Below are 5,397 nucleotides of genomic sequence, written 5' to 3'. Positions count from 1 at the left end.
GAGCCGTTGCGCCCCAGCACGGCGATGCGCTCACCCGGCTTGATGGTCAGCGTCTTGATGCGCAGCGCCACCGTCAGCGAATCGCTGTAGTAGCGGAACATGGCATCGGTGAACTGATAGTGGCCAAACAGCACCGGACAGTGAATGCGCGTTTCGTCTTTACTGTTCTCCACCGGCAGATTCATCAGCGCATCAAGGCTGCTCTTCGCCGCTTTTACCTGCTGCCAGCGCGCCAGCACGCCACACAGCGTCGCCATCGGCGCAATCATGCGCGAAGACAGCAGCGACGCGGCGACAATCGCCCCGGTGGTGATATCGCCGTTGATCACCATCGGCGCCCCGACCACGATCACGCTGGCGTACACCAGTCCCTGAATAGTGACGCCCCAGCTAATCAGCGCATGCATCACTTTGCGCATCTCGACGCCCGACTGCGCGGTAATGCGGATATAGCTGTTCCACTGCTGCAGAAAGCGATCCTCCGCCTGCATTAGCTTGATATCTTCCAGCCCCTGCACGCTCTCCACCAGCACCGCGTTGCGCAGCGTCGACTCTTTCAGGTTTTGCTGCGCCAGCTTCGCCAGTTTTTTCTGGCTCAGCACGCCGGGCAGGATCATCAGCAGCACCGCCACCGGCGCGATCCACGCCAGCTGCGGCGCGATGATCGCCATCACCAGCATAAACAGCAGGAAGAACGGCATATCGACGATCGCCGTCACCGTGGTCGACGTCACCATTTCGCGCACCGCTTCCAGCTCGCGCAGCTGCGAGATAAAGGTACCGGTCGATCGCGGTACCGCGCTGTTACGCAGCCGCAGCGCGTGGCCGAACACGCGGTCGGAGACGCGCATATCGGCGCGCTTGCCGAGCAGATCGGTGACGTGATCGCGACCGACGCGCAGAATATAGGTGAACACCACCGAGAGGATCACCCCAATATACAGCACGTACAGCGTGGGGTACGACTGCGCCGGGATCACCCGATCGTACACCTGCATCGAGAAGATGATGCCGACCAGCGCCAGCAGGTTGATCAGGAACGATCCCAGCATCACGTAGCCGTAAGGACGCATGTCGTGCAGCACCAGACGGCGCAGCCAGTCGGGCCTGACCGTGGCGAGATAGCGATCGACACGGCTATCTTTGGCGGCCGTCACCGGACGCAGCGCCGCGGCGTAGCGGATCTGCGGCAGCAGCGTGTTCAGCGCGATCGGCGCCGGTTGTTCATCGCCGGCCAGGTGCACGCGCACCGTGTCATCGCCATCAAAGCTGGTGATGACGCCAACCTGGCCGTCGCTCAGTTCCACCGCCAGCGGCAAGCGCCAGCTGCTAATCTCCCACTGATGCTCTTCATACAGCTGCAGCGACAGCCCAGCCTGACGCGCCAGATGGCGCAGCGCTTTATCACGTGACTGTTTGCCCTGCCATTCGCTGGCAGCCATGATCATGCCCGGCGAGCACGGCAGGCGATAATGGGTCGCGATGAGAATAATGGCGGTGGCCCAGCCGTGTAGCGGCACCTCGCCACCGGCGGCGCTGGCGGGATTGCCATTGGGGGCGTCCGGAATCTGTAATTGCGTCATGGCTGGATCTCCACGGACTGGATGCGCTGGTTATTCAGCGCAAACGCTGACCGCATCTGCCCGGTGCTGTATAAGCAATCGAGCTGCAGTGAACGTAACTGACTAATGGTTTGCTGCATGGCGAAGCGCGTCTGAAACACTTCCTGTTCGGCGTTGAGCACGTCCAGCAGCGGACGGGTGCCGAGCTGCAGATACTGATCCTGATACAGCTGCTGCGTCTTCTCGCCCAGCGTCTGCTGACGCGACATGATCGCCAGGCTCTGCGACAGGCTCAGCGCTTCGGTTTGCGATTCGCTGAGCTGCTGCTGCGCTTTGAGGCGCGCCGAGTTCACCGCCGCATTGGCCGCCTGCAGCGCGCTGGCCGCCGCATCGCGCGCCGCGGTAATGCCGCCGCCCTGATACAGCGGCATCTCAACTTTGACGAACGCGGAATACTGGGTGCGGTCGAGCGTTTCGCTGCCGGAGTAGTGATTGTTGAGGTAATGCGTGACCTGCGGTTCCAGCGAAATAGTGGGTAAATTCTGCGCGTTGGCGTTATCCAGTTTAGCCTGCGCCTGCCGCGCCTGCGCCCATGCCGCCAACACCGCCGGGTTGGATTTGTCGTCGGCTTTGCCCACCGCGCAGGCACGCGTCAGGCTGGGCGGAAACGCATCGCTGACCTTTTTCACCAGTGGCCAGCCGAGATAGCTGGCTAGCGTGGCACGCCAGCGGTTGAGGCTGGCCTGATACTGGGTCAGCGTGGTGCGCGCCCCTTCGATACGCGCGTCGGTCTGGGTGGCGTCCGAGAGCGATGCCGCCCCCTCTTCATTGCGCTGACGCGCCAGATCGCCAATCTTACTCAACGCCGTCAGCTGATCCTGGGCGATCTTCACCAACTGCTGATAGCCCTGCACCTGCACCAGCGCGGCGGCGGTGTCGTGCGCGACGGTATCAATACTCACCAGCACGCTGGCCTGCTCCTGCGCCACCCCGGCTTCGGCGGAGCGCACCGAACTGCTGACTTTGCCGAAGTCATACAGCATCTGCGATACCGACAGCACAAATGACGGGCTGAAGCCTTTTTCGCTGTAGGCGTTGCTGTAGCCGTTGTTCATGCCGGCGCTGATTTGCGGATAGTATTTGGCCTGCGCCACATCGACCTGGCTGGCCTGCTCCAGCATTTTGCCAATCGCCTGTGCGATGTCCGGATGCCACTGGATGGCACGCTGCACTGCCTGGTTAAGGGTTAAGGTATCCGGCACGTTAGCCAGCGCGGGTTCGGCCACCTGACCGGTTAAGGAGGGAAGATCCTGCTGCTGCGCCAGACCGGCTGAGGTTATGCGCCCCGCCTGCGTCACGGCATCACTGGCAGCCATAAGATGAGAACTGTGAAAAAACACAATGCCAGCACACAGGGCGCTGAGCTTACAGGTACGGCGAGTTGTTGCGCCTGATTGCATCAGATCCATCGATTGTTCACCAGTAAAAGAGAGAAAGGGGCACCTCCCTGTGCCCGTTATGCTTCCCTGCGTTACACCCACTAAGCCGTGTGGTTTTGATGCGGTTGCTGCAGCAACTCCTCCAGTGAGACGTTTACGCCTTCCAGGGTAATCAGCTGCGTACTGCTGTACCCCGTGCCGCTGCCGTCACGGTCAATCGACAACACCGTATTGCCGTCCGCGGTATGATCCACTTTCACAAAGTCATTGATATTACTGGTGGAATCATTCCAGCCGATCAGCAGACTGCTGACGTCGATCTTGTCACCCTGCGCGACGCTGAAGTCGGTCCAGGTGTCGTGACCGTTGCCGCCGGTGGCATCTGCGCTGCTCAGCAGGTGGTAAACCAGCGTATCTGCGCCGGCACCGCTGGTAATGGTGTCGTCGTAGGCGCTGCTGGTGAGGCTGTCAGCCGCGGCGCTGCCCGTGATGGTCGGGTGAAGCTCAATGGTAAAGGTGTTGCTGGTGATGGTGCCGTCGGACGACGCCAGGGTGTAGGTAAACACCTCCTTATGCGTGATGTTCTGGATATTCACATCCGCGTTCAGGGTATAGGTATAGCTACCGTTGGCGGCGATGGTCAGCACACCAAAGTCCCCGGCCACCGCCGTGCTGCCCACGCTGCTCACGGTGGTGAGATCGCCGTGCTCATTGAGGATGCTCAGCGTGCCGCTGTGGCTGACATTGCTGTCTCCCCAGATGCTGCCGCTGGCATCATGCTCGCTGCTGGTGGTGGTTTCCGCCGCCAGACTGGTGGTGGCGAACAGCGCGGTGGCCGCACCGTTATGCAGCGTCACCGTCAGCGTCGCCGAGGTCACTGCACCGCTGGCATCCCGCACCGAGTAGGTGAAGGTGTCTGCGGATGGCAGGGTATCGATATCCAGCCCGGCCTTCAGCGTGTAGGTGTAGTTACCCTTCGCATCAATGGTCAGCGTACCGTAGGTGGTGTTGATCACCGTATTGCCGCTGGACGCCACCGTGCTGCTGCCCACCGACGCCACCGCCGTGCCGGACGGAATCGTCCCGGCGATGGAGCTGGTGTCGTTGGTCAGCAGGTTACCGGTGACCGTCGCGGCGGTGGTGACCGCCAGCGTGGTGAAATCCGACACCGTACTTACCGTGGTGGTTGGCAACACGCTAATGTTGGTGGTGGCTGCAACCACCACCGCATAGTTGCCGGTCCCCAGTCCGGTGTAGGTGACGTTTGCCCCTTTCAGCGTACCGATCGTCAGCAGCGCGTTAATGTAGTTGGTCTTGATACTGATCAACTGCCACGAGCCGTTCGCCTGCTGTTCGTACAGGTTTAACGAATAGTTGGCGGCCACGCCGAGACTGGTCACCGAACCGTTGAGCGTCACGGTACGGCTGTCATCGTTACCCACGCTGAACAGGTAAGCATTACCGTTGTTCAGTACGCTGGCATTGAGCACCGTACCCAGCCCCACGGTCAGCAGCGCGGTGTGCGACGAGTTGACCGTACCGTTGTTCACCGTTGCCTGCGTGCTGGTGTAATCCACCTCGTTGCTGTCGTTAGTCGCCACGATGCGAATCGCACCGGTCAGCGAGGCCCCCGGCGAGACGTTGCCTGCGCGATCCGTCTGGATCACCGAGAGCGGCGCACCGGTGATCTGCGCGGTGGTGAGCGTCACCGACCAGTTGCCGCCGCTGCCGACCGTGGTGGTGCCGAGCGCGTTGCCGCTGGCATCGCGCACCGTCACCGTGGCCCCCACTTCACCGCTACCGGTGACAAGGGTACCGGCGCTGTTGATCGCCAGCCCGCTTACCGCCGCCGGAGGCAGGGTATCGACGTTCACCGTCGCCGTGATGTTGCCGGTGCTGACGTTACCTGCCGCATCGGTCACCGTGGTGCTCAGCGTGTGCGCGCCGTTCGCCAGCGTGGCAGTGGTGAAGCTCCAGCTGCCATCACTCCCCGCGGTCACAGAACCAATGGCGCTGGCACCGTCGTAGATGGTGACCACAGCACCCGCTTCCGTGGTGCCGCGCAGCGTTGGCGTGGTATCGCGCGTAAAGGCGCCGTTCGCCAGCGTCACCGGCGTACCGCTGATGTCATCAATGATGGTCAGCGTACTGGCGACCGGCACCACGGTATCGACGATCAGCGTGGTCGACACCTGCGGGCTGACGTTGCCCGCCGGGTCGGTCTGCGTCACGTTCAGCGTGTGGCTGCCGTTGCTCAGCGCGTTGCCCACCACGAAGCTCCAGCTGCCGTTGCTGCCCACCGTGGTGGTGCCCAGCAATGTGGTGCCGTCGTACACCGTGATGCGCGCGCCCGCCTCGCCGTTGCCGCTTAGCAGCGGCGTGCTGTCGTTGGTGAC

General features: G+C 62.2%; 3 protein-coding genes. All 3 read right to left on the bottom strand.

Features of this window, described 5'->3' with window-relative positions:
* The coding region (locus ERD80_RS17415) for an ABC transporter transmembrane domain-containing protein (RefSeq protein ID WP_136547821.1) at nucleotides 1-1,583 on the bottom strand (1,583 nt) is incomplete at its 3' end.
* Nucleotides 1,580-3,031, bottom strand: a complete 1,452-nt coding sequence (locus ERD80_RS17410; protein WP_031279469.1) for a TolC family outer membrane protein — start codon at nucleotides 3,029-3,031, stop codon at nucleotides 1,580-1,582. The genes ERD80_RS17415 and ERD80_RS17410, both read right to left, overlap by 4 nt.
* Before the next feature lie 71 nt (nucleotides 3,032-3,102).
* Nucleotides 3,103-5,397: Ig-like domain-containing protein (locus ERD80_RS17405; protein WP_136547819.1), on the bottom strand; the 2,295-nt coding region annotated here is incomplete at its 5' end.

This window comes from Pantoea sp. R102, from assembly GCF_004916815.1.
Classification (GTDB): Bacteria; Pseudomonadota; Gammaproteobacteria; order Enterobacterales; family Enterobacteriaceae; genus Pantoea; species Pantoea dispersa.
The sequence above is the reverse complement of the archived record's forward strand: the minus strand, read 5'-3'. Positions and strand labels throughout refer to the sequence as shown.

Bases quoted from the DNA above. Each gene is read 5' to 3' on its own strand.
- ERD80_RS17410 (WP_031279469.1), bottom strand. From the start codon at position 3,031: ATGGATCTGATGCAATCAGGCGCAACAACTCGCCGTACCTGTAAGCTC.